This is a genomic window from Brachyspira catarrhinii (genome assembly GCF_005518285.1).
In the GTDB taxonomy this organism is placed as follows: Bacteria; Spirochaetota; Brachyspiria; order Brachyspirales; family Brachyspiraceae; genus Brachyspira; species Brachyspira catarrhinii.
Genome location: NZ_SJDU01000228.1, coordinates 1 through 3845 on the forward strand (window position 1 = coordinate 1; position 3845 = coordinate 3845).

At 31.3% G+C, this 3845-nt stretch carries 2 protein-coding genes and 2 pseudogenes; all 4 read right to left on the minus strand.

All coding sequences use genetic code 11. The features are described from left to right. A pseudogene (locus tag EZH24_RS08500) lies at positions 1 to 524 on the minus strand (phage capsid protein); the annotation flags it as partial. A gap of 81 nt (positions 525 to 605) precedes the next feature. Beyond that, on the minus strand, positions 606 to 1007 hold the full coding sequence (locus EZH24_RS08505; protein WP_137998738.1) for a phage capsid protein: 402 nt from the start codon (positions 1005 to 1007) through the stop codon (positions 606 to 608). Positions 1008 to 1114: 107 nt separating this feature from the next. Next, entirely contained in the window at positions 1115 to 2161 is a 1047-nt protein-coding gene (locus EZH24_RS08510) for a phage capsid protein (protein ID WP_137998740.1), read from the minus strand. A gap of 75 nt (positions 2162 to 2236) precedes the next feature. Further along, positions 2237 to 3845: pseudogene (locus EZH24_RS15400) on the minus strand (hypothetical protein); the annotation flags it as partial.

Sequence of the window (3845 nt, forward strand, 5' to 3'; positions counted from 1 at the left end):
TGAACTACTGCTTCAAATAGTTCGCCTACATTATCTTCTGTCCAACTGCTCATAGCTGTAGCTGATAAATCTACAGTATTTGAACTGTCATATAGATTTGTATCTTGTACAACTTTAGCTAAGTTTCTTTCTCTTATTAAGCCTAATCTGTTTGCTAGCTTCTGACCGATATAATTATATATTCTCTGTCCGCTTACATTAGAATCGCCTGTAATTTCATTGTAATCTTCTATTTTATTTATATCTATTCCAACATAAAACTCTTCTCTTACTAAATGAAAAGCTCTTTGAAGCGGTAAAGTAACCTCATTCATAACATGACCTAAAGGATTGCCGCCATACATGTTTCTCAAATTATACGCCATATTATCATCATCTTGATTTAGCATAAAACTTGATAAAGCAACCTGTACTTCTGGTATATCTTTGCTTATAAAATTTGTCTGTCCGATAAAACTGGATAAGTCATTAGAAAGCGGAGCAAACATTTTATTTCTTAAATTTTGAAAACTTGGTTTTGCCATTTTGTTATTTCCTCCATTTTTTATAATTTTTATTTCTTAAAAACACATAAGGTAATTTATCCAAAAAAGATAATTTTAACATTATGCTGGAACCGCTATTTGCTGTACTAAAATAATTGTAGTTAAATCATTAGCGGATTTAGCAGCTCTCAAAACTTTTCCGCACGGTATTTGCTGAGATGTAGCTTTCTTAAATCCTGAAGCTGTAGGAGTTATAACATCAGTAGGATTTACTGCCTCAGCAACTTTGACATCAACTATTCCTTCATAACAAACACCAACTGAGGCATCAACTACGCCTTCAACCTCTGTCCCATAAATAACAGGCTCTTCAACGCAAATACCTATAAATAAATTACCTGAAAACTCGCTAGTATAAACAGCCTTTCCGCTCACATTTTTTAAATATACTGCCTCATAAGGCTTTGGCGGATTAGCAGTATCTATTGATATTCCTTGTTTTATAACTTGTCCATGTACCATATTATTTTTCCTCCTTTATTGCTATGCTAAAAACTCGCCAATTAATAGCTAGCAACTGAAGTTACTAGCTGGCTCGTTTTCGCCTTATTTATTACTATAAATTTTTATTATCTAAACATATCAGATATTGCTTTAAAATCTGGCTTATTATCTTTAGCAGCTGAAAGTTTTACTTCTTCTGTTTTAGAAGAAACTCCAATTATTTGTAAACCAGATTTAACCATATCCATAATTTCATCTTTGCTGAAGCCTGCCTTAAATAATTTTTTAGCTTTAACAAAAGTATCGCTCTCGCTTTTAGAAGAACATCTAATACCTTCATTATTTTCAGCAAACTCATCGCACCATTTTCCCCAAGTAATAGCAGAAAGATTTGCGGCATCTTCTTTTTTCTCTTCTGTATCTTTTACTCTTTCAACTTCTTTTGTAGTGCCGTCAGGTTCTTTCTTTATTTCTACTTTTCTAACTTCGCCTTCAGAAGTTTTTTCTCCTTCTGATTGAGCAGGCGGTTCGCTTACACTTTCAGCTTCTTTAGTTAGAACCTCAATTACAGCATTACCCATTTCTTCGTCAGAGGCAATTAAATCAAGTAATTCTTTTTTTGCCTCCGCGTCCCCTGTTTTTACTTTTGATAAAAGCTCTTTTAATTTATCGCCCATATTTTGACCTCCTTCCTGAACGATTTTTTCTTCTTCTGTATTTTCAATTATTCCGCTAGCACAAAGAAGTTCGACACTTTTACTAGCAGGATATTCAACTGCGGCAACTGCTTTTAATTCACAGTTGGACCAATAAACATTATCATCATCTTCATTTGTTTTAAGTCCTACCATTTCTATGCTAGGATAAAAACCTTGCTTTTTAATTATTTCTTCTCCTGCCTCATTTAATTCCAATTCAGCATCTAAACCTATACCGTCATCTGATTTATAAACTGCTATAATCTTTCCTAAAGGCTCTCTCTCTAATGTTTGGTCTGCTTTATGTCCTTTGTAAAAAAATACATCTACAGTTCTATTATTAAAGCTATTAATAAGTTCATCAATATTTCTATCGGTTATGATATTGTTCTTCCCTTCTGTAAATGTATTGGCAGAAAGAAATGTATATTGCTTGAAACTATCACCTAATATTTTGTATCTTTTTTTTATCATATTATTGCTATGTTCGCCTCGCCTAAAAGTTCCGAGCAATTTCATTACTCGGAGGCTTCGGCTCACCCTCCTTTTTTATTTATTAGCTCCTTTTTGAGTAAGTAGATTATTAATAACACCGAGAACCCCTTCAGAAACAGGAACATAATAACATTTACATCTGTCCGCTCCTCCTAAACAATCTTTATCAGGAAGTTCAACATATTCCCTATCAACATTATAATAATTTCCTTGACTGTCTTTTCTGTATAAAGTACCAAAATATTTTTGACAATGACTACACATCGTTTCTAATATTCCTGTTCTTAATATAGCTAAATCATCAACATTTTCTTTAGCATTATTATTTGCTAAATCACTTACACCTTGAAATACTGATACAGCTGTATTGTCTGCCTCAGTATTAATATTTTTACCTTTGAAATTAAATATTTTTTCCTTTACTAAATCTGTTGCTTTTTTTATATCTATATCTTTGTTATATCCTCTTGTAAAATTAAAAAGATTATCAAAAGCTATTTTCTCAACCTTAGCTGATAAATCTTCTGTAATTACTTTCATATAGTTTTTAGTGTACTGCTTACTTAATTTATCAACCCATTCATTTATTGTAACTCCGAATATATCACTGAAGTTTTGCTGTACTCCGTTCACTATTTCATTTGCTTTATAATTAAAAAAGTCAGTCAAAGAGTTTTCTATTGTATATTGTATAGTTTTTAGTAATTCTTCTTTTTGCTGTTTAGTTAGCAAAGAACCTCTTATAAATGATTGAGGTTTTTCCAATGCTTTTTTGATTAAGTCATCATTATTCATAGCATTTCTTACAAACTCTTGTAAATAATTAGAAAGTTCGCTTGATGTTCTTACTAAAACTTTTTCTAATTCGTCAGCATTAATGATAAAACTCTCTGCTCCAGTAGGAGTTCTTTTTACAAACTTAGATAAAGGAATAGCAGTCTGTAAACCTACAGCATTGCCTTGATTGTCATATTGTACAGATTGTGATACAGTATTTCCTTGATTATCTGTTAAAGATGAATTAACTTCTTTTGTGTTATCATCTTTTTTTATAGCACTCATTGAAACGTTTTGCTGTGAATTATTATATTGAGAAACAGATAGAGTACAAACAATATTCAAGTAATCACAGTTTCCTGCTGCTCTTAATGATTTAAAGTTTAAATCAAAAAACTTTTTCATAAAGTTATTATTTAATTGAGAAATAAAATTATCTATCAATTCCTTTGCGGCAATGATACTATCAGTTTGAGATAATTCAGCAATATTTCTTGTAGCACCTCTGTTTAATCCAACGCTTTTTATATCAACATTTTTATTTTTAAACAATGTAGAAAGCATACCGTCTCTGAAATTGTACCATTCATTAGCATCTATACATTCTATTTTCTCTATTTTTCCGTATTGTGAAATAAATACTCCGCCGCCTTTTCTTACCCATTCAGTTATTTCTTTTTTTATTTGACTTCTTAAATCAGTGTTTATTTCAGCTGAAGAATTATGAGGTACAAAATTAAAACTATGCTCTCCAACATTCACTAAATTACGATTAAAACTATTGTCCATATTTTCAAGAACTTTCCAAAGAGGATAGGCAGAATATAAAAAAGGCTTGCCTAAAGGGTCTCCGAAATTATTGCCGTAAGTACAATAACCTGCTAAA

Bases quoted from the DNA above. Each gene is read 5' to 3' on its own strand.
- EZH24_RS08505 (WP_137998738.1), bottom strand. From the start codon at position 1,007: ATGGTACATGGACAAGTTATAAAACAAGGAATATCAATAGATACTGCT.
- EZH24_RS08510 (WP_137998740.1), bottom strand. From the start codon at position 2,161: ATGATAAAAAAAAGATACAAAATATTAGGTGATAGTTTCAAGCAATAT.